This window comes from Subtercola boreus, from assembly GCF_006716115.1.
GTDB lineage: Bacteria > Actinomycetota > Actinomycetes > Actinomycetales > Microbacteriaceae > Subtercola > Subtercola boreus.
This window is the reverse complement of record NZ_VFOO01000001.1, coordinates 2,946,834-2,971,955: the sequence shown is the minus strand read 5'-3', so window position 1 is coordinate 2,971,955 and position 25,122 is coordinate 2,946,834. Positions and strand designations below refer to the sequence as shown.

Sequence of the window (25,122 nt, the reverse complement as noted above, 5' to 3'; positions counted from 1 at the left end):
GCCCACCCGATTGACTGTTTCGGCCACCGGTTGGCCGATCCGCGCCAGACACAGCACCTTCCGCCCGACGTGTGGTCATACTGGCGTGACGCCAACGACGACGTGGCGCCTTTCGAAGGAAGTTACAGCGATGGCGACTTTTCACGACGGCATAGCCGATACGACACTGCCGGATGCCGGAGTGGTTCAGACCGACGTGCTGATTGTCGGCTCGGGGCCGGCCGGGGCATCCGCTGCTCTCGCCCTTTCGACCCTCGGCGTGCCGAACATGATGATCACGAAGTACCGGTGGACGGCGAACACCCCGCGCGCGCACATCACCAACCAGCGTGCCATGGAGTTCTTCCGCGACATGGGTATCGAAGACCAGGTGAAGGCCGAGTCCACCCCGCACGAGATGATCGGCGACACGGTCTTCTGCACCTCGATCGCGGGCGAGGAGATCGGCCGCATCCTCACCTGGGGTACGCATCCGGCACGGCACGCCGACTACGTGCAGGCCTCGCCGACACTGAACTGCGACATCCCGCAGAACTACCTCGAGCCGATCCTCGTCAAGAATGCCACCCAGCGCGGAACGCAGACCCGCTTCTCCAGCGAATACCTCTCGCACACCCAGGATGCCGACGGTGTCGCCGTCGAGGTACTCGACCGGGTCAGCGGGCGTCCCTACACGGTTCGCGCGAAGTACCTGATCGGCACCGACGGGGCCCGCTCGGCGGTCGCGGCGGACATAGACCTGCCGATGGAGGGCGCGATGGACATCGCCGGTTCGATGAACATCACCTTCACGGCCGACCTCGAGCAGCTCGTCGGGCACCGACCGTCGGTTCTCTACTGGGTGGTGCAGCCCGGGTCGAACATCGGCGGTATCGGTGCAGGGCTGGTGCGCATGGTGCGGCCCTGGAAGGAGTGGCTGATCGTCTGGGGGTACGACATCTCGCAGCCGGCCCCGGTGGTCGACACCGCCGCCGCCACACAGATCGTGCGGAACCTCCTCGGCATGCCGGAGCTCGAGGTCACGATCACGGGCACCTCGATCTGGGGCAACAACGAGATGTTCGCGACACGCCTGCAGAAGGGCCGCGTGTTCTGTGCGGGGGATGCGATCCACCGCCACCCGCCGAGCAACGGTCTCGGCTCGAACACCTCGGTGCAGGATGCCTACAACCTCGCGTGGAAGTTGGCGGCGGTCATCCGGGGCCAGGCCGGAGAGCAGCTGCTCGAGACCTACACCAGCGAGCGGGCGCCGGTCGCGCGGCAGATCGTCACCCGCGCGAACAAGTCGGGGCGGGAGTTCGGCGCGCTGTTCGAGGCGCTCGGGATCACGACGGCGAAGACGGCGGAGGAGATGATCGAGCGCATCGACGAACGGAAGGCCAACACCCCCGCCGGCGCCCGCAAGCGGGAAGCAGTGCAGGCCGCGATGGACCTGAAGAACTACGAGTTCAACGCCCACGGCGTCGAGATGGGCCAGTTCTACACCTCGAGCGCGGTGCTCTCCGACGGGTCGGTGAAGCCGGCGCCGGCGCGGGATGCCGAACTGTACTACGAGGCGTCGACCGTTCCCGGGTCACCGCTTCCGCACGTCTGGGTGGGCGACTCGCGCGAGAAGGTGTCGACCCTCGACCTCGCGCCGAGCACGCAGTTCACTCTCTTCACGGGCATCACCGGCAGTGCGTGGGCGGATGTCGCGCCCCGGGTCGGCGCCCGACTGGGCCTCACCCTCGGGGCTGTTGTCATCGGCCCCGGCCAGCGCTACTCCGACCTGTATTTCGACTGGGCCCGGGTGCGGGAGGTGGCCGAGGACGGGATGGTCCTGGTGCGGCCCGACAAGATCGTCGCCTGGCGCTCCCAGCACCTGGTCGACGATCCCGAAGAGCAGCTCCACCGTGCGTTGGCCTCGATCCTCAGCCGGACGGAGTGACCGTGCCCCTCGTCTTCAGCCATGACACCCTGGCGCAGCGCGTTCTGTTCGGTGCGGGCCTCGCCGGCACGCACCTCCGCGACGAGATCTCGCGGCTCGGCGCCCGGCGGGTGATGCTGGTCTGCACGGCCGGACAGGCCGAGCGCTCCGGCGCTGCGCTCCACGGGCTCGACATCGCCCTGCGCTGGGAGGATGCCCCGCAGCACGTGCCCGTCGAACGCGCCGAAGCGGCGAGGGCGGCAGCTGCAGCGAACGACATCGACCTGATCGTGGCGGTGGGTGGCGGTTCGACGATCGGCATGGCCAAGGCCGTCGCGCTCACCACCGGCCTTCCGATCGTCGCCGTGCCGACCACGTTCGCCGGTTCGGAGGCGACTCCGGTGTGGGGTCTCACCGAGCACTCCCGCAAGCAGACCGGGGTGGATGCCCGGGTGCTGCCGGTCTCGGTGATCTACGATGCGGCGCTGGCCGAGGGGCTGTCGCGGGAGTTGGCCGTGGCATCCGGGCTCAACGGCATCGCGCACTGTATCGACTCGCTCTGGGCCCCGCGGGCCGACCCGATCAACGCCACGCTGGCCGCGGAGGGCATCACCGCCCTCGCCCGGGGACTGCGACTGATCGGCGGTTCCGCTACCCGCCCAGAGCCCGACGGCGGCGGCGACGGCGACCCGGATGATCGGACCGCTCTGGCCGGCCGCGAGGCGGCCCAGTACGGCGCCTACCTCTCGGCGGTCGCCTTCGCGTCGGCCGGTTCGGGCCTGCACCACAAGATCTGCCACGTGCTCGGCGGCACCTACGGCCTGCCGCACGCCGCGACGCACGCCATCGTGCTGCCGTATGTGACGGCGTTCAACGTGCCGGCCGCACCGGAGGCGGGTCGCCGCATCGCGCGGGCGTTCGGGTCCGACGATGCGCTCGCCGGGCTGAACCGGCTGCGGGCCGATCTCGATGCACCCCGGGCGCTCGCCGACCTCGGTTTCGAGGAGTCTCAGATCGAGGAGGCCGCCACGATCATCCTGCCGGCCGTGCCCGAGTCGAACCCCAGACCGGTCGGCCTCACCGACCTGGTCACCCTGCTCCGGGCCGCCCGGGCCGGAACGCCACCTGAGAATGTCCGTTGGGAGAACGTCGCATGACAGAGAACATCTCGGCAGAACAGGCCCAGCGCGAGGCGGACCTCGTCGAAACGGTCGTGGCCTCGTTCCAGAACACGCCCGACGCGCGCCTCCGGGTCGTCATGGAGTCGCTGACCCGGCACCTCCATGCTTTCGTGCGCGACGTGCGCCTCACCGAGAGCGAGTGGAACGAGGCCATCGCCTTCCTCACCGCCGCCGGAGCGATCACCGACGAGCGGCGGCAGGAGTTCATCCTGCTCTCCGATGTGCTCGGCCTCTCGATGCAGACCGTCGCCGTCAACAATGTGGCGTACGGGAACGCGACGGAGGCGACCGTCTTCGGGCCGTTCTTCACTCAGGATGCCCCGCTGATCGAGAACGGAGGCGACCTCTCCGGCGGGGCGCCCGGCCAGCCGTGCTGGGTGGAGGGGAGCGTCAGCGACACGTCGGGCGCCCCGATCGCCGGCGCGCGGATAGAGGTATGGGAGGCCGACGAAGACGGACTCTACGACGTGCAGTACGCCGACGGCCGCGTGGCGGCGCGAGCCCATCTCTTCTCCGGCGACGATGGGAGCTTCCGGTTCTGGGGGCTCACGCCGACGCCGTACCCGATTCCCGACGACGGCCCGGTCGGACGCCTGCTGGCCGCCACCGGCCGGTCGCCGTACCGCGCGTCGCACCTGCACTTCATGGTCACGGCGCCCGGGAGCCGCACGCTCGTCACCCACATCTTCGTGAGCGGGGACGAACTGCTGGAGCGCGACTCGGTCTTCGGGGTGAAGGAGTCCCTGGTCGTCGACTTCGTCGAGCAGAGCGCCGACACCCCCACACCCGATGGGCGCGAGCTCACCGAGCCGTGGACGCGAACACGGTTCGACATCGTGCTCGCGCCGGAGGCCTAGCCGGGCTGGTCGGAGCTCCGGAGCGCCAGGTACTTCTCGATGAGCGACTTCGTCGACGAGTCCTGCGCCTCGAGCGCCGCCGCGTCGCCGCCGACCGCGGGCGTGACCTGCAGCGCGAGCTGCTTGCCGAGCTCCACGCCCCACTGGTCGAACGAGTCGATGCCCCAGATCGTGCCCTCCGTGAACACGATGTGCTCGTAGAGGGCGATGAGCTGGCCGAGCACGCTCGGGGTGAGTGCGGGCGCGAGGATGCTCGTGGTGGGCTTGTTCCCGGTGAAGACGCGCGCGGGCACGACCGACTCTGCGGTGCCCTCCGCCCGCACCTCGTCGGCCGTCTTGCCGAACGCGAGGGCCTTGGTCTGGGCGAAGAAGTTGGCCATGAAGAGGTCGTGCACGTCCTGGCCGGGCGTCACGCCGCCGCCGTCACCGGTCTGGTCCTTCAGCGGGTGCGCGGGGTTCGCGACGGCGATGAAGTCCGCCGGGATCAGCCGGGTGCCCTGGTGGATCAGCTGGTAGAACGCGTGCTGGCCGTTCGTGCCGGGCTCGCCCCAGAAGATCTCGCCTGTGTCTGTGGTAACGGGGGAGCCGTCCCATCGCACGCTCTTGCCGTTCGACTCCATCGTGAGCTGCTGGAGGTAGGCGGGGAACCGGTGCAGGTACTGCGCGTACGGCAGGACCGCGTGGCTCTGCGCCTTCAGGAAGTTCGTGTACCAGACGTTCAGCAGCCCCATCAGCACGGGAACATTACGTTCGAGCGGTGTGGTGCGCATGTGCTCGTCGATGGCGTGGAAACCGGCGAGGAAGCCCTGCCAGTTCTCGCGCCCGATCGCGATCACGACCGAGGTTCCGATGGCCGAGTCGACCGAGTAGCGGCCGCCGACCCAGTCCCAGAAGCCGAAGGCGTTCTCGGGGTCGATGCCGAACGCCGCCACCTTGTCGAGGGCGGTCGAAACGGCCACGAAGTGCTTGGCGACGGCCGAGGTGCGATCGTCGTCGCTGTCGCCGATGGCCCCGGATGTCGCGAGCCGCTCCCAGAGCCACTGCCGGGCCAGGCGGGCGTTCGTCAGCGTCTCGAGCGTGCCGAACGTCTTCGACGCCACGATGAACAGCGTGGTCTCCGGGTCGAGATCCGCTGTCTTCTCGTAGACGTCGCTCGGGTCGATGTTCGACACGAAACGCACCTCGAGGCCGGCCTGCGCATACGGCTTCAGGGCCTCGTAGACCATCACCGGTCCGAGATCCGACCCGCCGATGCCGATGTTGACGACCGTCTGGATGCGCTTGCCGGTCACACCCGTCCACTCGCCCGAGCGCACCTTCTCTGCGAAGGCGTAGACCTTGTCGAGCGTGGCATGCACGTCGGCGTCGACGTCCTGTCCGTCGACCACGAAGCCGGCGGGCGGCACGAGGCCCTCGCCGTTCTCCGGGCGCCGGAGGGCGGTGTGCAGCACCGCGCGGTTCTCCGTCACGTTGATGTGCTCGCCCTCGATCATGGCGCGGTAGCGACCGGCGACGCCGGCATCCTCAGCCAGCTGCAGCAGCGCCCCGAGGATCTCGTCGGTGAGGAAGGACTTCGACAGGTCGACCGTGAGGTCTGCGGCCTGGAAGGTGAGGCGCGAAGCGCGCGACGGGTCTGCCGCGAACCATGCGCGGAGGTCGGGGTTGAACCCTTCCGCGATGCCGGCGAGCGTCTTCCACGCCTCGGTTGAGGGGGATTCGACGGGAACGGATTCGGTCACTGTGCACTCCTGAACGCCGGAACGGTGGATGGCCGGGGTCTCGTGCGTCGCCGCAGAAGGGGCCGCATCAACACTATTCCTTCCGGCCGCCGGCGGCGCGCGCTGGGTTCACGTCATGTCGCCGGTCTCGGGCAGCCCGCCCGTCGGCCCGTAGCGCAGCAGAACGGTGCCGTTCGGCGAGGCAGGTTCTGCCGAGAGCAGTTCGAGGGCTGTGGGCGGCCCGTCGTCGGGGAACAGGCGCTTGCCGCGGCCGACCACGATCGGGTACACCCACAGGTTCAGCTGGTCGAACAGGCCCTCGGCGACCAGCGTGCGCGAGAAGTCGATGCTGCCGACCACGTGCACCTGCTCGAACCGGTCGCGGAGTGAGGCGATCTCCGCCGCCAGGTCGGGGCCGAGCAGCTGCGATCCGCTCCAGCTGAGGTCGGGTCTGCTGCGCGAGGCCACGAACTTCGGGATCGCGTTGTACCGGCGGGCGATGGAGAAGTCGGGGCCGGGCCCCTCCTTCTGGTTCGGCCAGTAGGCGGCGAAGATGTCGTAGGTGCGCCGGCCGAGCAGCAGGGCATCCGTCGCGTCGATTCCGGCGAAGATCTGGGCACCGGTCGCCTCGTCGCCGAGCGGTGCCTGCCAGCCGCCGAACGTGAACCCGCCCGACGGGTCCTCCTGCGGGCCGCCGGGGGCCTGGGCCACGCCGTCGAGGGTCGTGAAGTGGTCGATGTGGATGCTGCCGGGCATGCGCTTCTCCTTCTTCTGGGAGACAATGATCCTCAGCCGGATGCGCGCGCGCAACAGTCCGGGGCAGGCTCGTGAGGAGGCGGATCGTGGGCGTGACGGGTATCGGCGGCATCTTCTTCCGCAGCAGCGATCCGGATGCCCGGGCCGCCTGGTACCGCGAGCACCTCGGCATCGCGGCCGGCGCTGAGAGCGTGTGGGAGCAGTCGGCGGGGATGACCGTCTTCGCGCCGTTCCCTGCGTCGACGGACTATTTCGCCGCTGACCAGCCCTTCATGCTCAACCTGCGCGTCACCGAGCTCGACGCGCTCGCCTCGCGATTGGAGGAGGCGGGCATCCTGGTCGAGCGGCGGGCCGAGTGGGAGAGCGAGTACGGGTGGTTCGTGCGGATCCACGACCCCGAGGGGCTGCCCATCGAGCTCTGGGAGCTGCCCGGCTGAACGCGGTGCCTGCACGGCACCTGCACGGCGGCTGGGCGGCGCCCGGGCTGTCAGTTCTCGGCACCTTTCGCGCCGAGCGAGGTCACGCAGCGCGACAGCAGGTCGCCGAGGTTCGAGCGCTCGGCGGCACTGAACGACGTGGTCATCCTGTCTTCGATGGCTCTGACGGCGGCGCTCGCTGTGGCGAGCTGGGCCCGGCCCTTCGCCGTCAGTTCGGTCGGGAGCGCCCGCCCGGTGCTGGCCTGCGGGGCGCGGGTGACGAGCCCGTCGCGCTCCAGCGCCACGAGCAGCACGTTCATCGACTGCCTCGTGACGAAAGCCCCCCGGGCCAGCTCGGAGTTCGACAGTCCCGGTCGCTGGGAGAGCAGCTCCAGGCAGGAGTAGTGCGTGATGTTCATGCCGAGCGGACGGAGAACGGCCTCCATCGCCGAATGCAGGGCGCTGGAGGCCTTTTTCAGGAGGTAGCCGGCAGAGGACGGCAGATCGACACCCGGTTGGACTTGACTCATGTCAACATTCTGACATACAGTGGCGGATGTCAGTTAACTGACTTTACGAATGGAGATCAGAATGTCTGAAGCAGCAGGTCCCGGATTCATCTCACTGCAGGTACGCGACCTCGACGCCTCGGCGGCCTTCTACGAGACCCACCTCGGGCTCACTCGCCAGGCCGGCCCGCCGCACGCCGTCGTCTTCGACACGAAACCCGCCGCCTTCGCCGTGCGTGACGCAGCCCCCGGTGTCGATCTCGACTCCGTCTCGCAGCTCGGCTTCGGTGTCGGCATCTGGATGCACGCGGCCGACGCCCAGGGTATCCACGACGCGCTCGCGGCCGCCGGAGTGCCGATCGTCTCCGCGCCGATCGACGGCCCGTTCGGTCGTACGTTCACCTTCGCCGACCCCGACGGCTACCAGATCACGTTGCACGACCGCGCGTAGCACTCCGTTGCCGCTGTCAGTGCTCGGCGGGAGCTTCGAGAGCGTCGCGGACGGTGTGCGGCTCCCGGCTGAGCAGTTCCGCGAGCAGGGGGTCGACGCCCGCGAAACGGCCCTGGGCTGCGGCCTGGAAGGTGCCGAGCGTGAAACCGGCCACGAACTCCGGCGTTCCCTGCGCGATCTGGAGCGCCATCCAGTCGGCGTCGCCCACCACTCGCAGCTCGACGTCGCTCCCGGCGACCTCAGACGCGATGGCGGTGATCTCGGCGAAGGTCGGAGCGGCGCTGGCGGTCAGGGTCGTCGGCCCGTCGAACCCGCCGCCTGAGGCGAGGATGATCGCGGCGGCCTCCGCCTCGTCGTCGCGCGAGGTCCACGACATCGGGCCGTCGACGGGGATCGTGATGACGCCCGTCTGGCGCCAGTCGCCGAGCAGCCAGTTCAGGGAGTGGGCGTAGAAGCCGTTGCGGAGCGATGTCCAGGCGACCCCGGAGTCGGCCAGCAGCTGCTCGGTCGCCGCGTGGTCGCGCGCCGGGTTGAACGGGCTGTCGAGGCCCGCGCCCTGGTGGCTGGTGTAGAGGATGCGCCCCACTCCGGCAGCGACCGCTGCGTCGATCGCGACGCGATGGAGGTCGACGGCGTCGGCGCGCGGGTCGCTCGACGAGACGAGCAGCAGCTGATCGGCGCCCTCGAAGGCGGAGGGGAGGGTCGCGGCATCCGCGTAGTCGCCGTGGCGCACGGTGATGCCGAGGTCGGTGAAGCGCTCCGCCTTCGAGATGTCACGCACGGCGACGGCGATCTCGGACGCCGGTACGAGGGTGAGGAGGTGGTCGACGGTCGCGCCGTTCAGCGCGCCGGTGGCTCCGGTGATGACGATCATTGTTCTTCTCTAGGTGTTATCGATGGTTCGATTCAGATGCTAACACTGGAATCACAGTGTTAGCAAGGATGCGCTATCGTCGGACCATGACTGCGACCGACGTGCTCGCCCCGCGCGACCTCCTGCGCACTCGGTTGGTCGAGGTAGCGGCAGATCTGCTCGCCACGAAGGGGCCCGAGGGCGTCACGACCCGGTCCGTCGCCCACGCGGCCGGCGTGCAGGCACCCATGATCTACCGGATCTTCGGCGACAAGGAACGACTGCTCGCGGCCGTCGCCGAGCACGGATTCGCGCACTACATGGCCGAGAAGCGACCCCTCGACGCAGACGACGACCCCGTCGAGAACCTCCGCTCCGGCTGGTACCTGCACATCGGTTTCGGCCTCGCCAACCCCGCGTTGTTCCGGCTGATGAACACGGCGCTCCTGACACCGGACGGTCAGCGGATCGCCGACGCGGGCGGCGATGTTCTTCGGGAACGGGTGCGGCGGGTCGCGCGGGCCGGCCGGTTGCGTGTGGCCGACCAGCGCGCGGTCGATCTCATCCGAGCTGCCGGGACCGGCGTCGTGTTCACGCTCATCGACCAGCCCGAGGCGGCGCGCGACGAGTCGCTGGCCGATCTGGCGTGGGAGTCGGTCTGTTCGAGCATCCTGACTCCGGCGAGCGACTCCGGAGACGCCATCACCCCGGCGCCGGCCGCTGCAGCCGGGGTGGCTGCACTCACGCTCCGCGCAGCGCTCCCGGATCTCACAGCGTTCACCGACGCGGAGCGGGCACTGCTCGGCGACTGGCTCGACCGCCTCGCCTGAGCGCCCTCGCCGTGCGGCACCGCCCGGGTGGGGCGGGGCGTAGCGTGGGTCGCATGGCAAACGCACCAGCGAGCATCCATCCGTTCGACGAGTGCGCGTCGGCTGAAGCGCTCGCCGACCTGCGGGCCCGGCTGGTCGCGACCCGGTGGCCCGATGTGCCCGAGGTGCCGGGAGGGGTGGGCTGGTCGCCCGGCGCCGACCAGGGGTTCCTCCGCGACCTCGTCGCGCACTGGATCGACGGCTTCGACTGGCCCGCCGCTGAGGCGAAGCTCGCCCGCCTTCCACGGTTCCGCACCGAGGTGGGCGGGCTGGGCATCCATTTCGTGCACGCGCGCGGGGCCGCCACACCGTCGGGTCGGCCGGCGCTTCCGCTCCTGCTGAACCACGGCTGGCCCGACTCGTTCTGGCGCTACTCGAAGGTGGTCGGCCTGCTGGCCGACCCGGGCGCGCACGGCGCCGACCCCGAGGACGCATTCGACGTGATCGTTCCCGACATGCCGGGGTTCGGGTACTCGGATGCGCCCGTTGGCGGCCCGCTCGACTCCCGCGCGGTGGCCGCCCTCTGGGCCGAGCTCCTCGGGCGGCTCGGCCACGACCGGTTCGTCACGGCCGGGGGTGACATCGGCAGCCACGTCTCGCGGTACCTCGCCCTCGACTTCCCCGACCGCGTCGTGGCGGTGCACCGGATGGATGCCGGGCTGCCGGTCTTCGGCGGAGCCCCGTCGGAGCTCTCCCCGGCCGAGCAGCGCTGGTTCGAAGCATCCGCCGCCTGGAACCAGGCCGAGGGAGCCTACGGCGCGATGCACCGGACGAAACCCCAGACGGCCGCGGCCGCACTGAACGATTCGCCGGTCGGCCTCGCCGCCTGGATCGTCGAGAAACTGCACGCCTGGAGTGACGGCGGGGTCGGGGCGTACACGATGGACGAGATCCTGACGAACGTCACGCTCTACTGGCTGACCGGCACAATCGGTTCGTCGATGCGCATGTACAGCGCCAACGCGGCCCTGCCGAAGGAGCAGCTGCTGCGGCGGGTCGAGGTTCCGTCGGGGTTCTCGATCTTCCACGGCGACATCGTGCGCCCACCGCGGGAGTGGATCGAGCGCACCGCGAACGCGGTACGCATCACGGAGCCGGCGCGCGGCGGGCACTTCGCGCCGTTCGAGCAGCCGGAGCTCTACGCCCAGGAGCTGCGGGACTTCTTCCGCCCGTTCCGCGGCTTCCGGGCCGGCTGAACGGCCGCCTCCGCACTCCCGCCGACGCCCCCGCCGACTGCCCCCGCCACCGCCGCCGCGACTGCCCCGCCACCGCCACGTTAAGTCGCTTCCGCTACTGCGCGCGCAGGCGCGGATGCGACTTACGGGCGCGCATCCGCCACCGCCAGTACCTGCCGCGCCGGCCAGCCCCCGGCGTGCCTGCCGCACCTAGAGTGGAGCGCATGTCCGAAGCCACGCCCACCCGCCGCGTCGTCGTGCTGCACGGCTACAACGCCCACCCCGGCAAACACTGGTTCGACTGGTTGGCGGCTGAACTCGCGCCCGAGGGAATCACGGTCTTCACGCCGGCCCTGCCCGACTCGGCCGAGCCGCAGCTCCATGCCTGGCTGGCGTCGGCCCGCGACGCGATCGGCACGCCCGACGACGGTCTCGTCGTGATCGGCCACAGCCTCGGCAGCATCACGGCCCTGAAGGCCCTCGCAGCGCTGCTGGGCCCCGCTCCCGGCCCCGCACGGCTCGGCGGCCTCGTGCTCGTCTCCGGCTTCGACCGCCGCCTCGCGAACCTCCCGGGGATCGACGGCTTCACGGTCGCCACGGTCGACTACGCCCCGATCATCCGGTGCACCCGCAGCCGCCGGATGATCGTGTCGGACGATGACGAGATCGTCGCCCCGGCCCTCAGCCACGACCTTGCGGCAGCACTCGACGCAGAGGTCACGGTGGTTCCCGGCGCCGGGCACTTCTGCCAGGAGGACGGTTACACGAGCTTCCCGGAGGTGGCAAGGGTCGTCCGGGCGATTCTGGCCTGAGTTACGATGTGCGAGTAGGCGTTCTGTCACGCCTGTCGTCTGCCGGTCATCCGTGCACCAACATCCCGGAAAGCAGCATCCAGTGACTGGCGCGCGTGACCTCCCTGTCGACAAAGTGCTGGGTGGTCGGTACCGGCTCGATGAGGCGATCGGCCAGGGCGGCATGGCGACGGTCTTCCGGGCGCGCGATGAGGTGCTCGGTCGGGATGTCGCGGTCAAACTGTTCCACAACTGTGCGATCGAGGCCGGCCGCCAGGAAGGGGAGCTCGCCGTTCTGGCAGGGCTCGACCACCACGCGCTCGTGCAGCTGCACGATGCCGGGCTCGACACCGACGACTACGGGCGCTCGCACCGGTACATCGTGATGGCGCTGGTGAACGGCAGCGACCTGCACCAGCGCATCCGCTCCGCCCCGCTGTCGGCGCGCCACATCGCCGAGCTCGGGTACGACATGGCCGAGGCGCTCGACTACATCCACGCGCACAACGTGGTGCATCGCGACATCAAGCCCTCGAACATCCTGCTCGTCGACTACGGCGACGGATCGACCCGCGCCCGCGCGAAACTCACCGACTTCGGAGTCGCGCTCGCCGACGACATGGAACGGATGACCAAGGAGGGGGCCACGACGGGAACCGCCGGCTACCTCAGCCCCGAGCAGGCCTCGGGCCGCCCCGTCGGCCCCGCGACAGACGTGTACTCGCTCGGACTCGTGCTGCTGGAGTGCTTCACCCAGCACCTCGAATTCGCCGGCAGCGTCGTCGAATCGGCGATGGCCAGGCTCTCGCGCGATCCCCGCATCCCCGAGGGCCTGCCCGAGCACTGGCAGCAGCTTCTCACCGCGATGACAGCGCGGGATCCGGATGCCCGGCCCATCCGCCACGAACTGGTGGCCCTGCTGAAGATGCTGGTGATCGCGGAGAGCGGACGGCACCGCGACGAGGAACTCGAACCGCTCTTCCCGGAGGCCGGTGAGCCGCGCGTGCCCGGTGAGATCACCCGGCCCGACGTGCTCGACACCCTGCCCGACGAGGCGCTCGACCGTGTCACGGGAATGGCCGCCCGGCTCTTCTCCGCGCCGATCTCGCTCGTGAGCATCGCCGACCACGACCGCGTGTGGTTCAAGGCGCACTACGAACCCGACGTCGAACGCGTGGCCCGCGAACTCGACCTCACGATGAGCTCGGTGCCGTCGGCCGAGCCGGTGGTGGTCGAGGATGCCCGCTCCGACCCGCGCACGCGCGACCACGTTCTGGTGACCGGACCGCTCGGCATGCGGTTCTACGTGGGGGTGCCGCTGAAGCGCGGGGACGGCACCGTCATCGGCACGCTCTGCGTCATGCACTTCCTGCCCGGCACGGCATCGGACGCCGAAATCGCGAACCTGCAGGACCTCGCGGCCCTCGTGGTGAGCCAGCTCGAGCTGCGGCAGGTGGGGCTCCGCACGACCACCGAGATCGCGACGGTGCTTCCGGTGCCCGCGGGCGGGCTCGCAACCGGGGTCTGAGCCGCCGGGTCGCCGCGGCGCTGATCAGCGCGGGGGAGACGCCGGATCAGCGTGACTGGCGGCGCTTGCCCGAGCGCGACGCGCCTTTGACCGCGGGGGCGCGGCCCTTGCCCTTCGACGCCTTCGCCTTGCCGCCCGGCGGCGGCACATCGGCGGCGGCCGCTGCAGCCGACTTCGCCCACTGCACGAGCGTCGTCGCGAGCAGTGCCTCGCCGGCGGGCGTGAGCGTCGTCGTCGGTGCGGAGTAGTCGAACACCGGGTGACCGAGCTCGGCTTCGAGCTCTTTGATCGAGGCGACGAGCGTCGCCCGCGAGACGCCCTGCGAACGGGCGGCGTGCGCGAAGTTCAGCTGCTCGGCAGCTTCGACGAAGTGGCGCATCAGTTCGCTGTTCACCCGCCCCAGACTACGCCAGCCTTTCCCGGCCGCACGGCCGAGGCAAGCCCCCCGCAACCTGCGCGACGCGGCCCGCGGCGTGACGTAGGGTCAGTCGTGAGGCACCGGCATCCGGTGCGACCTGAGAGGCGGCGAACGGATGACCGAACACGAGCTCCACGCGATGTGGGCGTCAGCACGGCTGCAGATCATCCTGTCGCAGCTCGGACCGATCGTGCTGCTGACGTCGAGCGTCGCCCTCGTGATGGCCGGGCTCGGGCACCAGCCGACACCCATCCGCCTGGCTGCGGCCCTCATTCTGCTGTCGACCGGCATCCTCGGCGCGGTCGTGCAGTTCTCGGCGGCGGCCGAGGCGCAGGCCATCGCCGCAGACCTGTCGTCGCTGGGTGCTCCGAGTGCCGTGAGTCGCCGGATCGTGGCCCAGGCAGGTTTCGCGAACGTGGTGAAGTTCGTCACGCCGACGATCTTCGTGCTCACGTTCCTGGCGCTGCTCTGGGCGATCTTCGCGCCGCCCGCACTGGGCGGGATGCAGTAGCCGGGCTGTCGCAGGGCCGGCGCGGCTCAGTACACGAACTGGCCGGTGTCGTCGAAGTGGGCGGGGCGGGCATCCAGGACCCAGGCCGGGTCGATGGGGCCGAAGATGTGCGGGAAGCGCTCGCCGTTGCCGGCCTCCTCGTGCTCGACGGCGGTTCCGGCGGCGACGATCTGCCGGTCATCCATCACCAGCACGACGAGCGGTTCGCGGATGTCGCGGTAGAACCGGCCCGCGGTCGCACCCACCTGGGCGGCGGTGGAGGCGTGGATGAAGCCCTCCTCGGCGAGCGTGGTCGTGCTCGACGAGACGGTGTAAGCGCCGCTGGACTGCGCGGCCAGCCAGTCGGCGGCCCGGGCGATGTGGAAGATCTGCATGTCGCGAGCCTAGTGCGGCGGGTTCCGGGCGCACTCCGCCCGCCCTCGTCGACGACGACTTGCGCTGTCGGCTATGCTTGCTGACGCAACACTTTTGGAGCTGTCGCATAGTTCGGCCTAGTGCACCACCCTGCTAAGGTGGAGTGGGCGTCAAGCCCACCGTGGGTTCAAATCCCACCGGCTCCGCACTTTCATGAAAGCCTCTTCCTCGGGAGGGGCTTTTGTGGTTTCCGGAGCGAGGAGAACATGACGTCGACAGAGTCCACCGCCGCCGACCGGCTCCGGATCGCTCTGGAGGACGAGTCGTCGTCGAACCGTCTGGCGAGCGCGCTCGCCGCGGGCACCCGTCCGGATGAGTCGTACGTCGAGGTGCTGGTGCGGCGGTGCGCGGTCGAGCCCGACTTCTTCGTGCGGGACATGCTCACCTGGGCGCTCCTCCGGCACCCGACGTCACGGACGGTGCCGCGGCTGGTCTACGAGGTCGGTGCTGACGAGTCGCAGGCGCGCAGCCAGGCGCTCCACACGCTCTCGAAGATCGGCGATCCGCGGGGCTGGTCGGCGATCACGGTCGAGCTGCTGCGAGATTCCGACGACGGCCTGGCACGGAGCGCGTGGCGCACGGCGGCGGGGCTGGTGCCGCCCGGCGAGGAGGCCGATCTCGCAGAAGAGCTGTGCGCGCAGCTCGGGCGCGGGTCGCGCGAGACGCAACGGAGCCTCAGCCGTGCGTTCGGGGTGCTCGGCGAGGCCGCGCTCCCCGCGCTGGATGCCCGGGGCGGGGATGCTCGGAGCCGCGTGCGCGTCCACGCGGTCGTCAGCGCTGCGCTGGTGCGCGACCCCGACGCCAACGTCGACGAGCTGTTCGCCGACGCGGAACGGGCGGATGCCGCGGGGCGGGCGGATGCCGCGGGCCGGCCGGATCCCGCGAGCGGGGCGGATGCCGCGGGCGGCACGGATGCCGCGGAACGGTCGGCGCCGCAGTCGGGGCCATCCGTCGCGCCGGGCGAACCCATCACGGCGAGCGAACCCGGCGAACAAGCCGAACCGGCCGAACCGGCCTGACTCCCGGCCTCAGGCCGCGGTGCTGAGCGGGATGCGCACGGCGACGATCGCGCCCACCCCGGCCCCTGTCGGCTGCTCGATGCGCACCGATCCGTGGTGTCGCCGGGCGATCTCGGCCACCAGCGCCAGGCCGAGACCGTAGTGGGTGGCCCCGTTGCCGGCAGGGGTCGCCGGGCGGGTGCTGGCGAAGCGGGCGAACGCGCGGTCGGCGATGGCGGGATCGAATCCCGGGCCGTCGTCGATGACGCGGATGACCACCGAGCCGCCCTCGACGGCGATGTCGACGCGCACCGCCTCCCGGGCGTGGTCGAGCGCGTTGGTGAGCAGGGCGATGTGGAGGCGGAGCAGCGCGGCCTCGGATCCGTTCACCGTGACCGGCGCCCCCGGCCCCGCCGCCGCCGGCCCTGACCCCGACCCGGCTGATCCAGACCCCGGCGCCGGCCCGGAGTCCGTCCCGGCCCCCGGCCCCGACGCGGCCCCGGCCCCGGAGTCCGCTCCCGTCCCCGAGCGCGACAGCGTGATCCCGAGCCGGTCCGCGTCGTCCTGCAGGGTCGCGATGGCGGCGTCCGCGGTCCGCGTCACATCGATGGGCGCGAGAGGCACCTCGCTCCGGGTGTCCGCGGCGATCAGCAGGTCGTCGAGGATGCCGGTGAGGGCCCGCGAGTCGCGCACCATCCCGTCGACGGCGGCCCCGACATCCGCCGGCAGATCGGAGCGGCCACGGCGCTGCAGGAGTTGCGCCCGCGTGCTGAGGATCGTGAGGGGTGTGCGGAGCTCGTGGCTGGCATCGGCGACGAACTGGCGCTGCAGCTCGAGGGCATCTGCGAGCGGCCGGATGGCGCGCCGGGCCATGAGGTACGAGAGGGCGGCCGCGACCACGAGGGCGACCAGCCCGGCGATCACCAGGGCGACAGCGAGCCGGGTCAGTTCCTCGCTGCCCTCGGAGAGGTTGACCGCCACCTGCACGATCCGGTCCCCGTGGCGGGAGGTGTTGATCAGGTAGGTCTGCCCGTCGACGGTGCGCTGGCTCTGCAGGGCGCTCGAACCGCCCCCGGTGCCGCCCCCGCTGCTGCCCCCGCCGCCCCGGCCGTCGCCCGTGTCGGCCAGCGCCGCGGCGGAGGCGAGGGCATCCGTGTCGACCAGGCCGTCGGGCAGTCCGTCCGAGGAGATCTGTCGACCGTGTTCGACCACGGTGATGTACGTTCCGCTCGGGGTCTCCTGCACAGAGTCCAGCTGGGAGGCGACGACGACGGAGCGCTGGTTCGATTCGTTCACGTCGACGCTCACGATCGCGAACACGACGCCCGCGACGATCACGAGCACGACGGTCATCAGAGCGATGAACTGCAGGGTGAGCCGGATCGCGGCGCCTCGCAGGGAATCGCCGCTCCCGGAGCGAGTACCCCCGGAGCGAGTACCCCCGGCGCGCGCCCCGCCGCCGCGCCTCACTTCACCGCTCCGAGGCGGTAGCCGACGCCCCGCACGGTGAGCACAGAGCCCCGGCCGAGCTTCTTGCGGAGGTAGTGCACGTACGTGTCGACGACGCCGAGATCGTCGGCGTCGGGAAAGACGGAGCCCAGGAGGTCGGCGCGTTCGAAGACCTGCCCGGGCCGCCTCGCCAGCCGCTCCAGGAGCTCAGCCTCACGCTGGGAGAGCAGCACCGTTCCTGCGTGGGCCGTGGCCACGCTGCGGGATCCGGTGTCGAACTCGCCGCCGGGGACCCGCAGTATCGGCGTGACGGTCTGGTGGCGTCGCAGCAGGGCCCGGATGCGCGCCAGAAGTTCGTCGATGTCGAACGGTTTGCCGAGGTAGTCCTCCGCGCCGCGGTCGAGCCCTTCTACACGGTCGGCGGGGTTGCCGAGCGCGGAGAGGATGAGGGCGGGCGTGAGGACGCCGCGCCCGCGCAGCCGGCTGAGAACGTCGAGCCCCTCGATCACGGGGAGGCCGCGGTCGAGCACCAGCACGTCGAAGGCCTGGGTGAGCCCTTCATGGAGTGCCCGCTGGCCGTCGCGCGCAACGACCACGTCGTAGCCTTCGCTCGCGAGCAGCTGTTCGAGCATCCCGGAGAGCTGCCGGTCGTCTTCGACGAGCAGGATGCGGCGGGGGTCAGTCATGGGGGCAGTCTAGGTCTCGGGGTGCTGGCGGGCCCTGTGGGGTGGGGGTGTTCACGCCGGGGAGAATCCGTGGGCGTGGCGCATCCGCGCGGTCGCGACCACGCCGCCATCGGCGTCCACCGCGATGACGTCGACACCGAACTCGTCGACGGCTTCGTCGAGCCGTTCCCGCCCACCCGCGAGGATCGCCGTGGCGAGCACATCGGCCGTCACGATGTCGTCGGCGACGACGGTCACCTGGCGGTAGTCCGGGGTGAGGCTGTTCCGCCAGACGTGCTCGCCGCGTTCGCTGGTTCCGGATGTCGCCATCCCCCGCCTGCCGTCGTCGAGGTCGAGCGTGCAGAGCAGGCTCCGCCGGTCATCCGGGTCGACGACGCCGACGCGCCAGAGTGCACCGGCGCACCGCCCGTCGAGCACGATGTCACCGCCGACGTTCAGCAGCCAGTCCGTGAGGCCGGCCTCCCCGAGGAGTGCCGCCGCGGCATCCATCGCCTTCGCCTTCACCACACCCGACAGGTCGAGCACCCCGTCGGGCCGGTGCGGCGAGAACGAGTCCCGGGTGGCGCTCCGCCAGTGCAACGCTTCGGCGTACATGTCGCGGAAGCTCTCGCTGGTGTGCGGGAGAGCCAGCGCACCGCGGGCGACCCGGCTGATCTCGGAGTCCGCTCGGTAGAGGCTGAACTGCTCGTCGTACCCGGCGAAACACGCCTCGACGGCGGCCAGTACTCCGGCCGCAGGTGTGCGTCCGGCGAGGCGGATGCTCGCGGTGGTGCCCATCGTGTCGAACACGTGGGCGACTATCGTCACAGCCCCGCCTGGTCGAGCGCGGACTGCAACGACGTCAGGTAGGCGTCGCTCGTGTACGTCGCGCCGGAGACGCTCTGCACCTTTGCCGACTGTGCGGCGAGCACCTCTTTGCGGAGCACCGGGGCAGCGCGGTTGCTGATCGAGACCGACCGATTGTCGTCGTCGGTCAGTTTCAGCGCCACCACGTCGGTGATCGAGCCGTTCGCGACGACGACCTGCACCTGCACGCTGCCGTAGCGGGTCGAGACGCTGCTGCCGGTGAAGGTGCCGGAGGTTCCGGACGGTGCGGCAGCGGTGGCTTCGGGGGTCGGAGTGGCCGACGGGGCCGCGGTCGCCGAGGCCGAAGCCGAGGATGAGGGAGCGGGTGTCGCGGACGCGGACGCTGACGGGGCGGGCGCGGGTGCGGCGTTCGCGGATGACGCCGACGAGGCATCCGGGGTCACGGCCGTCTCGGCGAGACCGGTAGACGCCTGTGCATGCGCCCCCAGCTGCCAGCCGATCGCGAGCACGGCACCCGAGGACAGTACGCTCCAGACCGCTGCGCGTCGCCTCACCAGTCGAACCTCTCGACGTGGATCTGCTTCTCGGGCAGGCCTGCGGCTCGGGCATCGCGGATCACGAGGTCGGCCCAGGACTGCGGGCCGCAGACGTAGAGGTCGGAACCCAGCAGGTGCGGGAAGGCGGAGGAGAGCGTGACGCCGCGGGAGAGGGCTTCAGCCGACATCCACGTCGCGAGCCCCGGCGGCCGGGGCCCGACCATGCTGTAGACCGCGCTGCCCTGCATGCTCGGCAGCGCGCCCACCTCCTGCCAGAGGTACTGCTGCGAGGCATCCGTGGCGCGGAGCAGCACGGTCGCCTCGCCGGGGCGCAGGGTGGAGCCCTCGAGCAGCGATCTCACGGGAGTGATTCCGATGCCGGCCGCGACGACCGCGATCCGGGGGGCTGCACGCACGTCGTCGGTGAAGATGCCGTACGGGCCCTCGATCGAGACGCGCGTGCCGGGGCGCACCCGGGAGATCGCGGAACTGCCGCGACCGAGGTCGCGCACGGTGATCCGTGCAGAGGTGCGGGTCGGTACGGCCGAGAACGAGATCGGGTGGGCGTGCCACCAGGTCTTCGCCGACCAGAACCGCCAGATGGCGTACTGTCCGCCGGCTGTCTGGAGACGCTCGAGGTCGCGACCGGCGAGGTGGATGGACACGACTCCCGGGGCTATCGTCTCGACGGCGGAGACCGTGATGTCGTGCCGGGCGCTCCGGACGATCGGCACGGCGAACCGGAAGACGGCGATGGAACCGAACGCGAGGATGTAGAGGCCGATCCAGTACACCCGCTGCAGGGTGCCGTCGGCCAGCACCGCCCCGCTCGAGAGCTGGTGGGGGAGGGCGATGAGCACGGCGAGATAGCTGAGCAGGTGGATCACATGCCAGGCCTCGTACGAGAAACGGCGGCGCACGGCGACGACGCTGGTCACGACGACGAGCACCAGCAGACCGAGCCCGGCGTACGCCAGCACGAGGTCGGGGTCCTGGAAGAAGGAGATCGTCTCCGCGACGACGTTCGACCCGTCGGACATCGCGTAGCCCACGGTGAGCAGGGCCCCGTGCGCGAGGATCAGGTAGAGCGCGGGCTTGCCGAGGCTCCGGTGGAACGCCATCGCCGTGTCCTGCCCGACAGCCCTGTCGATGGCCGGGATGCGGGCGGCCAGAACGAGCATGACCAGGATGAGGTCGCTGCCGACCAGCCCGGTGACGATGCCGAGCGCGGTGAGGGCGGACGCGACATCCACCACCTCGGAGAGGCCGCCGTACGCGAGGAACAGCGAGACGGCAGCGGCGACGGATGACCAGCAGAGCACGACGAGCAGGTCGGCCTTCCGCAACCGTCGCCGCGTGCGGGTACGCCGGGCGCGGTCGATCCTGTCCGGGGCGACGCGGCGGGGTGGTGCCGTGTGGGTGGTCATGAGGTGCTCTCTGGGTGAAGGGGGGCGGGGGGCTCGGGGAGGGGGGATCCGACCATTCAAGAATCTCGCGAGTTTCTTCCAGCTTTCTTAGCGCCTACAGTGACTGCATGACCACTCCGAGCAGTGACTCCGCCTTCGCCCAGCAACCCCACGAACCGCACTCCGGCAGCCTCGCGGGGCGCCTGAACTGGCTGCGGGCCGGTGTTCTCGGGGCGAACGACGGCATCGTGTCCGTCGCTGCCATCGTCGTCGGTGTCGCGGGAGCGAGCTCCTCCACCCCCGCCATCCTCGCGGCCGGTTCCGCGGCGCTCATCGGTGGTGCCGTCTCCATGGCGCTCGGCGAGTATGTCTCGGTGAGCAGCCAGCGCGACAGCCAGCGCTCGCTGATCGAGAAGGAACGCACCGAACTGAAGGAAGATCCCGAGGGCGAACTCGCGGAGCTGGCCGGGCTCTACGAGTCCCGCGGCCTGACGCCCGAGACCGCGCACCGCGTCGCGGTCGAGCTGACCGAGAAGGATGCTCTGCGAGCGCACCTCGCGATGGAACTCAACATCGACGAAGACGATGTCGTCAGTCCGTGGAACGCCGCGGGTGCGTCGGCGCTGGCGTTCCTCGTCGGGGGGATCCTGCCCCTGCTGGCCATCCTTCTCCCGCCGGAGGCCGTGCGGGTGCCGGTCACGTTCGTCGTGGTCATCCTCGCGCTCGCGGCGACCGGTGTGATCGGCGCGCGGCTCGGCGGCAGTCCCATCGGGCGCGCCACCGTGCGGGTGGTCGTCGGCGGCGCGTTGGCACTGGTCGCCACGTTCGTCGTCGGAACGCTGCTCGGCACGGCGGGAGTGGTCTAGCGGTCAGCTGCCCGGCGCGGTCATCTCCACCGTCGTCTGCAGGCTCAGCTGGCGGAGCTCCAGCTGGTTGACCACCAGTGCGGCGAGGTCTTCGAGGTTCGCCACGTCGGCTTCGGTCGCCGTGCCGGGAACGACGTCCAGCACACTGAGGGTGCCGATCACCGCGCCGTTCGCCCGGCGGAGCGGCACGCCGACGTAGAACCGCAGTCCGAGGGGCCCGGTGACGAGGGGATTGGCCCTGGTGCGATCATCCGTCCGCCCGTCTTCGACGATGACCGGCCCGGTGCTCGGGGTGGGTGAGCTCGAGAGGTCGACCTGCCGGGCGATCTGGTCGACGGCCTCGCCGTAGTGCGACCGGAACCAGGTCCTGTCGTGGTCGACGACGCTCACGATCGCGATCGGGGCGGAGAACAGCCTCGCGGCCATCGCCGTCACGCGGTCGAGTGCTTCGTTCGGGAGAGTGTCGAGAATCGTTGTGCGAACGAGCGCGGCGGTGCGGAGCGCCTCGTCGGGGAAGAGCGGTTCGAGGGCGTCTCCCTTGTGGCGGCCGCTCTCAGCGATCACCACCTGGCGGAGGGCGGCCACGAGATCGTGGCGCTGCGGACGGTTGTGCGGGTTGCGATCCGTCATCGCCAGGAGCAGCCGCCGCCAGAGTTCGGGCAGCTCCGCCGGGACGACCGGGTCGCGCTCCAGTCGCGCGACCGCCGACTCGACGACACTCCCCGGAAACTCGAGGTGCCGCGTGAAGCACTGCAGCAGCACCAGGCCGAGGGAGTAGACGTCGGAGGCGGTCGTCACCTCGCCGCCGGAGGCCTGCTCGGGGCTGAGATAGCCGGCGGTGCCTGTCGTGACACCCTGCGCGGTGAGGCGTTCGCGGTCGTCGGCGAGGGCGATACCGAAATCGGTCAGCTTGGCCCGGGCCCTGGCCGAGCCGTCCCGATAGTCGACGAGCAGGATGTTCGAGGGCTTGATGTCGCGGTGGATGACCCGCCGGGCGTGCATGTAGTCGAGAGCCTCGGCGATGTCGTAGCCGATCTCGGCGATATGCCTGGCAGAGAGACGTGCGCGGCTCTGGAGGTGCACGTGCAGATCCGTGCCGTTGACGAGAGCCATCACGATGTACCGGTTGGCACGCCCGTATTCGTCGGTCTCGGATCCCGCATCGATGAGCTGCACGAGAGCGTGGTGGTCGAGCGACGCCAGAACGGCGAGTTCGCCGTCGATCCGCCCGGACTGGGCTTCGGCGGTGTGGAACACCTTGATCGCGACGTCGCGCCCGAGGAGTTCGTCGCGGGCCCGGAACACGGTGGCCATGCCACCGTGCCCCAGGGGTTCGACAAGCCGGTAGCGATTCCCGAGGAGCTTGTCGATCGGCTGACTAGACGAGGGGGTCGTCGCGATCGATCGTGCGGCGGGAGACCTGCTCGCCGCTGACGGGATCGACGGCGGACCGCGTGGTCATGGTGCTCTGGCGGCGCCGGGTGATGAGCACGATCCCGAGGATGATGCCGATCACGCCGGCGGCCATCAGGATGTAGCCGACGAGGTGCAGATCGACCCAGGAGACCTGGATGTCGAGCGCGAACGCCAGGATGGCGCCCACGACGAAGAGGAAGATGCCTGATCCGAGACTCATGGTCGTCCTCAGACGCGACGGTTGCCGGTGATGAACCGGAGCAGGAAGACGATCAGAGCAATGACGAGCAGTACGACCCCGATCCAGAGCAGGAAGCTGAGCGACTGCGTGACCCCGCCCGTGATGAGCAGGATGACCGCGATGACGGCGATGATGACAACGAGAATGTTCATGGACGAGAACATAACAACTAGTTCATTGGACTAGCAATCCATTGACATGAGTTGACGAATGGGTGTAGAGAAGCGCTCTACTTCGCGCCGATCCCGTCGACGGTGGTGCGCATCGTCGTCAGGAAGCGGGACACGATCCGCGCTTCCTCGGCCGTGAGGGTCTGGGTCGCGGCAGCCATGTGGTTCTGGGCGACAGCCAGCAGCGGCCCCGTGTCTCCCTCAGCGGCCTGGGTGGGCACGATCTCGCTCGAGCGGCGGTCTGCGCTGTTCTCCCGGCGCTCGATGAAGCCGCCCGACTCGAGGCGGCGGATCAGAACCGTCGTCGAGGCGCTCGAGATCCCGAGGTACCGCGTGATGTCCTTCGAAGCGACCGGATGGCCGGCGGCACGCTGGTCGAGAATGAAACGCAGTGCCAGCAGGTCGTTGTCGCCGAGCCCCATCGCCGAGCCGGTGCGGCGCCGCATGGCAGCCTCGGCCGCGCGGTACATGTGCAGGGCTTCGAGCACGTTCGTGTCATCCTGAACCGGATCGGGCCCTGGAACCGCATCAGGTCGCACCAGGTCGCTGAAGTCGAACGAATCAGTCACAATTACTAGTGTCCGTCACGGATTGCTAGTTTGACTAGCAATCCGACCATTACCCAGCAAGCACCAAGATTCACGCGCGGAGAGGCAGCCATGGATTCCGAAGGCGGAGGCTGGGTCGGCCGGGTGCTGGCCGGCCGCTACGCGGTGACCCGCAGGATCGGCTCCGGCGGAATGTCGACGGTGTACGAGGCGACGGACGAGCAGCTCGGCCGGAAGGTCGCCGTCAAGTTGTTCAATGCTGGTGAAGCCCGGGACGACTCCCGACGCCGGAGCGAAGTCGATGTGCTGGCCCGGTTGAACCACCCCCACCTCGTCACGATGTACGACGCCCACCTCGCCTCGGGCGACGAGACGGTGCCGAGCTTCCTGGTGATGGAACTGGTCAACGGGCCGGACCTCCGCTCGACGCTCGACCATGGACCGCTCCGGGGTGCGGTGGCGGCCCAGGTCGCGACCGACATCGCCGAAGGGCTCGCCGCCATGCACGCGCAGGGCATCGTGCACCGCGATCTGAAACCGGCGAACATCCTGCTCGCCCCGACGGGCCTGCCCTCACCGACCCACCGCGCGAAGCTGGCGGACTTCGGCATCGCCCACCTGGTGGGCGCCGACCGGATGACCACCGTGGGAACCATCATCGGCACCGCGTCGTACCTCAGCCCGGAGCAGGCCGCGGGGGCCGAGCCCGGCCCGGAGGCGGACGTCTACGCGCTCGGCCTCGTGATCCTCGAAGGCCTGACCGGGCGCCGGGAATACCCCGGCACGGTCGTTGAGGCAATGAGTGCGCGGGCGTCCCGGGATCCGGTCATCGGTGGCGGGATCCCGGCGAGCTGGGTCTCCCTGCTCAGTTGGATGACCGCGCGGGACCCCCTCGCCAGGCCCACCGCGCTCGACGTGGCGATCCGCTCGCACGACATCGTCGCCGACCTCGCGACCTGGGAGGCGTCGGCCGAGCCGACTGTGGACGACGCCACCGCCCCTCTTGCCCGGCCGACCATGGTGCTGCCGGCTGCGGCTGCGGCTGCGGCGGGGGCGGCGGGGGCGGCGGCACCAGGGGCACCGGCGGCGGCGGGGGCAGCGGCGCAGGCCGATGCGTCTTCGGGAACGGCCGAAACGGCAGCGACCGCGGCATTCCCGGCAGCGCCGGCAGCCGTCATCCCGGAGCGTCGCAGCCGTCGAATCGCGGTCGTGGCGGTCGCCGCGGCAGCAGCCCTGGCCGGCGCGGTGTGGCTCGGAGGGAGCCTGATGGCCTCCACGCCCACAGCCGACCCGGCACAGCCCGTTCCTGCCTCGACGCAGACGGGGGATCCGTCGACGGATCCGGCAACCGATCCGGCCAACGTCGCGCCGGTCTCGACCGAGGCTCCCGAGAACGGGACGGGCGATACTCCCGAGTCGGCCCTGCCATCAGTGCCGGCCACGCCGGTTGCACCGCCCACTCCGGCCGCACCGGCAACCCCGGTCACGACGCCGACCCCGCCGGAGGCGCCGGACACCTCAGCCACCCCCGCCCCGGGTGACGGCAACAACGGGAACGGGAACGGCAACGGAAACGGCGGCAAGGGGAAGGGCTGACCCACCCGGGGTCATCACAGCGATGTACGCCGAGGATGCTCCGCTCGGCT

The 25,122-nt window shown here is 70.2% G+C and carries 28 protein-coding genes and 1 tRNA gene; 14 read left to right on the top strand and 15 right to left on the bottom strand.

Annotation, left to right across the window (positions count from 1 at the left end; all coding sequences use genetic code 11):
- The first annotated feature begins 130 nt into the window (after positions 1-130).
- Genes FB464_RS13910 through FB464_RS13900 form a run of 3 tightly spaced genes read left to right on the top strand, consistent with a single transcriptional unit; the run spans position 131 to position 3,944 of the window.
- Positions 131-1,927, top strand: a complete 1,797-nt coding sequence (locus FB464_RS13910) for an FAD-dependent oxidoreductase (RefSeq protein WP_116413321.1) — start codon at positions 131-133, stop codon at positions 1,925-1,927.
- Between the two features lie 2 nt (positions 1,928-1,929).
- Positions 1,930-3,063: a maleylacetate reductase gene (locus FB464_RS13905; protein ID WP_116413322.1), complete on the top strand. Its 1,134-nt coding sequence runs from the start codon at positions 1,930-1,932 to the stop codon at positions 3,061-3,063.
- Complete coding sequence (locus tag FB464_RS13900) at positions 3,060-3,944, top strand: dioxygenase family protein (protein ID WP_116413323.1); 885 nt, start codon at positions 3,060-3,062, stop codon at positions 3,942-3,944. Before FB464_RS13905 ends, FB464_RS13900 begins: the two co-directional genes overlap by 4 nt.
- On the opposite strand, the gene pgi is transcribed toward FB464_RS13900, so the two are convergent.
- Both pgi and FB464_RS13890 read right to left on the bottom strand, forming a co-directional pair.
- Positions 3,941-5,683: a glucose-6-phosphate isomerase gene (gene pgi, locus FB464_RS13895; RefSeq protein ID WP_116413324.1), complete on the bottom strand. Its 1,743-nt coding sequence runs from the start codon at positions 5,681-5,683 to the stop codon at positions 3,941-3,943. The two genes, FB464_RS13900 and pgi, sit on opposite strands and share 4 nt — an antisense overlap.
- Before the next feature lie 108 nt (positions 5,684-5,791).
- Complete coding sequence (locus FB464_RS13890) at positions 5,792-6,418, bottom strand: dihydrofolate reductase family protein (RefSeq protein WP_116413325.1); 627 nt, start codon at positions 6,416-6,418, stop codon at positions 5,792-5,794.
- An 86-nt stretch (positions 6,419-6,504) separates the two neighbouring features.
- Here FB464_RS13890 and FB464_RS13885 point away from each other — a divergent pair, with 86 nt between their 5' ends.
- Entirely contained in the window at positions 6,505-6,855 is a 351-nt protein-coding gene (locus tag FB464_RS13885; protein ID WP_116413326.1) for a VOC family protein, read from the top strand.
- A 50-nt stretch (positions 6,856-6,905) separates the two neighbouring features.
- On the opposite strand, the gene FB464_RS13880 is transcribed toward FB464_RS13885, so the two are convergent.
- Entirely contained in the window at positions 6,906-7,364 is a 459-nt protein-coding gene (locus FB464_RS13880; protein WP_116413327.1) for a MarR family winged helix-turn-helix transcriptional regulator, read from the bottom strand.
- Positions 7,365-7,425: 61 nt separating this feature from the next.
- Between FB464_RS13880 and FB464_RS13875 the strand changes: the two genes are divergently transcribed.
- Positions 7,426-7,794 carry a VOC family protein gene (locus FB464_RS13875; RefSeq protein ID WP_116413328.1) on the top strand — a complete coding sequence of 123 codons (369 nt, stop codon included), beginning with the start codon at positions 7,426-7,428 and terminating at the stop codon, positions 7,792-7,794.
- 16 nt (positions 7,795-7,810) lie between these two features.
- Here the strand turns inward: FB464_RS13875 and FB464_RS13870 are convergent, their stop codons facing one another.
- On the bottom strand, positions 7,811-8,668 hold the full coding sequence (locus tag FB464_RS13870) for an NAD(P)H-binding protein (protein ID WP_116413329.1): 858 nt from the start codon (positions 8,666-8,668) through the stop codon (positions 7,811-7,813).
- 86 nt (positions 8,669-8,754) lie between these two features.
- Between FB464_RS13870 and FB464_RS13865 the strand changes: the two genes are divergently transcribed.
- The 4 genes from FB464_RS13865 (at position 8,755) to FB464_RS13850 (ending at position 13,010) form a co-directional block, all read left to right on the top strand.
- Positions 8,755-9,477, top strand: a complete 723-nt coding sequence (locus tag FB464_RS13865; protein WP_211327268.1) for a TetR/AcrR family transcriptional regulator — start codon at positions 8,755-8,757, stop codon at positions 9,475-9,477.
- Between the two features lie 53 nt (positions 9,478-9,530).
- Positions 9,531-10,712, top strand: a complete 1,182-nt coding sequence (locus FB464_RS13860) for an epoxide hydrolase family protein (protein WP_116413331.1) — start codon at positions 9,531-9,533, stop codon at positions 10,710-10,712.
- Positions 10,713-10,915: 203 nt separating this feature from the next.
- The gene (locus FB464_RS13855) at positions 10,916-11,503 is read left to right on the top strand and encodes an RBBP9/YdeN family alpha/beta hydrolase (RefSeq protein WP_116413332.1); all 588 of its coding nucleotides are present in this window, start codon (positions 10,916-10,918) and stop codon (positions 11,501-11,503) included.
- 82 nt (positions 11,504-11,585) lie between these two features.
- Positions 11,586-13,010: a protein kinase domain-containing protein gene (locus FB464_RS13850; RefSeq protein WP_246093068.1), complete on the top strand. Its 1,425-nt coding sequence runs from the start codon at positions 11,586-11,588 to the stop codon at positions 13,008-13,010.
- A 46-nt stretch (positions 13,011-13,056) separates the two neighbouring features.
- Here FB464_RS13850 and FB464_RS13845 read toward each other — a convergent pair whose 3' ends face one another.
- The gene (locus tag FB464_RS13845; protein ID WP_116413333.1) at positions 13,057-13,404 is read right to left on the bottom strand and encodes a LysR family transcriptional regulator; all 348 of its coding nucleotides are present in this window, start codon (positions 13,402-13,404) and stop codon (positions 13,057-13,059) included.
- 139 nt (positions 13,405-13,543) lie between these two features.
- Between FB464_RS13845 and FB464_RS13840 the strand changes: the two genes are divergently transcribed.
- On the top strand, positions 13,544-13,939 hold the full coding sequence (locus FB464_RS13840; RefSeq protein WP_116413334.1) for a hypothetical protein: 396 nt from the start codon (positions 13,544-13,546) through the stop codon (positions 13,937-13,939).
- Between the two features lie 26 nt (positions 13,940-13,965).
- On the opposite strand, the gene FB464_RS13835 is transcribed toward FB464_RS13840, so the two are convergent.
- Positions 13,966-14,313, bottom strand: a complete 348-nt coding sequence (locus tag FB464_RS13835; protein WP_116413335.1) for a DUF952 domain-containing protein — start codon at positions 14,311-14,313, stop codon at positions 13,966-13,968.
- A 96-nt stretch (positions 14,314-14,409) separates the two neighbouring features.
- On the opposite strand from FB464_RS13835, the gene FB464_RS13830 reads away from it, so the two are divergent.
- Positions 14,410-14,499: transfer RNA gene (locus FB464_RS13830), tRNA-Ser, on the top strand.
- A gap of 60 nt (positions 14,500-14,559) precedes the next feature.
- On the top strand, positions 14,560-15,372 hold the full coding sequence (locus FB464_RS13825) for a HEAT repeat domain-containing protein (protein WP_116413336.1): 813 nt from the start codon (positions 14,560-14,562) through the stop codon (positions 15,370-15,372).
- Positions 15,373-15,381: 9 nt separating this feature from the next.
- Here FB464_RS13825 and FB464_RS13820 read toward each other — a convergent pair whose 3' ends face one another.
- From FB464_RS13820 to FB464_RS13800, 5 genes are all read right to left on the bottom strand, one after another.
- Positions 15,382-16,704 (bottom strand): sensor histidine kinase, encoded by a 1,323-nt coding sequence (locus FB464_RS13820; RefSeq protein WP_142206712.1) that lies wholly within the window; start codon positions 16,702-16,704, stop codon positions 15,382-15,384.
- 113 nt (positions 16,705-16,817) lie between these two features.
- Positions 16,818-17,486, bottom strand: a complete 669-nt coding sequence (locus tag FB464_RS13815; protein WP_211327270.1) for a response regulator transcription factor — start codon at positions 17,484-17,486, stop codon at positions 16,818-16,820.
- Positions 17,487-17,537: 51 nt separating this feature from the next.
- Entirely contained in the window at positions 17,538-18,293 is a 756-nt protein-coding gene (locus tag FB464_RS13810) for an FAD:protein FMN transferase (protein WP_246093067.1), read from the bottom strand.
- The gene (locus FB464_RS13805) at positions 18,290-18,847 is read right to left on the bottom strand and encodes an FMN-binding protein (RefSeq protein WP_116413338.1); all 558 of its coding nucleotides are present in this window, start codon (positions 18,845-18,847) and stop codon (positions 18,290-18,292) included. The genes FB464_RS13810 and FB464_RS13805 overlap by 4 nt, the downstream gene beginning before the upstream one ends.
- On the bottom strand, positions 18,844-20,256 hold the full coding sequence (locus FB464_RS13800; protein ID WP_116413339.1) for a ferredoxin reductase family protein: 1,413 nt from the start codon (positions 20,254-20,256) through the stop codon (positions 18,844-18,846). The genes FB464_RS13805 and FB464_RS13800 overlap by 4 nt, the downstream gene beginning before the upstream one ends.
- A 107-nt stretch (positions 20,257-20,363) precedes the next feature.
- Between FB464_RS13800 and FB464_RS13795 the strand changes: the two genes are divergently transcribed.
- A complete protein-coding gene (locus FB464_RS13795) occupies positions 20,364-21,101 on the top strand; it encodes a VIT1/CCC1 transporter family protein (RefSeq protein ID WP_116413340.1) in 738 nt (245 codons plus the stop codon).
- A gap of 3 nt (positions 21,102-21,104) precedes the next feature.
- Here FB464_RS13795 and FB464_RS13790 read toward each other — a convergent pair whose 3' ends face one another.
- The 4 genes from FB464_RS13790 to FB464_RS13780 form a co-directional block, all read right to left on the bottom strand.
- Complete coding sequence (locus FB464_RS13790) at positions 21,105-22,472, bottom strand: protein kinase domain-containing protein (RefSeq protein WP_281279805.1); 1,368 nt, start codon at positions 22,470-22,472, stop codon at positions 21,105-21,107.
- Positions 22,473-22,479: 7 nt separating this feature from the next.
- Positions 22,480-22,737, bottom strand: a complete 258-nt coding sequence (locus tag FB464_RS13785) for a DUF6458 family protein (protein WP_116413342.1) — start codon at positions 22,735-22,737, stop codon at positions 22,480-22,482.
- 8 nt (positions 22,738-22,745) lie between these two features.
- Complete coding sequence (locus tag FB464_RS19875; RefSeq protein ID WP_170151828.1) at positions 22,746-22,910, bottom strand: hypothetical protein; 165 nt, start codon at positions 22,908-22,910, stop codon at positions 22,746-22,748.
- 77 nt (positions 22,911-22,987) lie between these two features.
- On the bottom strand, positions 22,988-23,497 hold the full coding sequence (locus FB464_RS13780) for a MarR family winged helix-turn-helix transcriptional regulator (RefSeq protein ID WP_246093066.1): 510 nt from the start codon (positions 23,495-23,497) through the stop codon (positions 22,988-22,990).
- A gap of 90 nt (positions 23,498-23,587) precedes the next feature.
- Between FB464_RS13780 and FB464_RS20465 the strand changes: the two genes are divergently transcribed.
- Positions 23,588-25,072 (top strand): serine/threonine-protein kinase, encoded by a 1,485-nt coding sequence (locus FB464_RS20465; RefSeq protein WP_281279782.1) that lies wholly within the window; start codon positions 23,588-23,590, stop codon positions 25,070-25,072.
- The last annotated feature ends 50 nt before the right edge of the window (positions 25,073-25,122 follow it).